Origin of the sequence: Actomonas spartinae (genome assembly GCF_051209155.1) — a bacterium.
Classification (GTDB): Bacteria; Verrucomicrobiota; Verrucomicrobiia; order Opitutales; family Opitutaceae; genus Actomonas.
In genome coordinates this window covers 1-1,069 of record NZ_JBPJGB010000018.1, presented here as the reverse complement: position 1 = coordinate 1,069, position 1,069 = coordinate 1, and the positions used below count along the sequence as shown (strand labels likewise).

The 1,069-nt window shown below is 69.1% G+C and carries 1 protein-coding gene; it reads right to left on the bottom strand.

Annotation, left to right across the window (positions count from 1 at the left end; all coding sequences use genetic code 11):
- A partial coding sequence (locus AC0MRV_RS20885) for a YDG domain-containing protein (protein WP_472766465.1) occupies nucleotides 1-1,069 on the bottom strand: 1,069 nt, incomplete at both ends.

Here is a 1,069-nt window from a genome sequence, read left to right as displayed (position 1 = left end):
TAGGAGAGGGTGGCCTCGGTGGTGGCGTCGTAGGTTTTGTTGGCGACGCTGACGCCGGTGACGGTCAGTTCCTTGGCCGTGATGGCGGCGGTGAAGCCGCTCGGTTGGGTGAGGCTGTAGTTGGCCGCGTCGGTGCCGGTGAGGGTGTAACCGGCGACCGTGACGGCGATGCCGGTGCCGACATTGGCGGAGGCGAAGGTGAAGGTCGCGCCGCTGTCGTCAAAGTCGACGTCGTCGCCGAGCAAGGTGCCGTCGACCAAGGGCGTGCTGTTGAAGGTGGTGGCGGTGGTGCCATCGTAGACCTTGTCGGCCACGCCCAGGCCGATCAGGGTGACCGGCTTCGGGGCGACGGTGATGGTGAGGATGCCACCGGTGCTGTTGCCGGCGGTGTCGTTGACGAGGACGGGGTAGCCGTTGGCGGCGGCCACGGCGGAGGGGGAGCCGGTGATCGCGCCGGTGGAGGCGTTGAGGCTCAGGCCGGCCGGTAGACCGGTCGGAGCACTGAAGGAGACTGCGCCGCCGCTGGCGGTGAGGGTGTAAGTCGAGGCGGTGCCGTAGTTGAAGGTCGGGGTGGTCGAGCTGGTGATGACCGGGCCGGTGTTGTCCAGGGTGATGGTCAGACCGGCCGAGGCACTCGAGGTGTTGTTGGCCGCGTCGGTGGCCTTGGCGGTGATGGTGTGATCGCCCTCGGACAGGGTCGAGGTCTGGATCGACCAGGTGCCGCCGGTGGCGGTGCCGGTGCCGATCGCGGTCGTGCCGTCGGTGTCGTAGAGCGTAACGGTGGCGCCGGATTCGGCCGTGCCGGTGAAGGTCGGCTGGGTCCCGGTGGTGATGTTGTCGGTGTCGGAGGTGCCGTTGTCGGAGCCGGCCGAGAGGTCGGGCGTCGAGGGGGCGGCCGGGGCGACGTTGTCGACCACCGTGATCGAGAAGGCCTCGGCGTAGGTGTCGGTGCCGTCGCTGGTCTGCACGCGCACCGAGTAGGAACCGGCGGCGAGGGCGGAGGCGTCGTTGGCGCGCAGCGAGCTGCCCGAGATGTTGAAGGAGGCGTTGTTCGTGTCGCCCGTGCCGG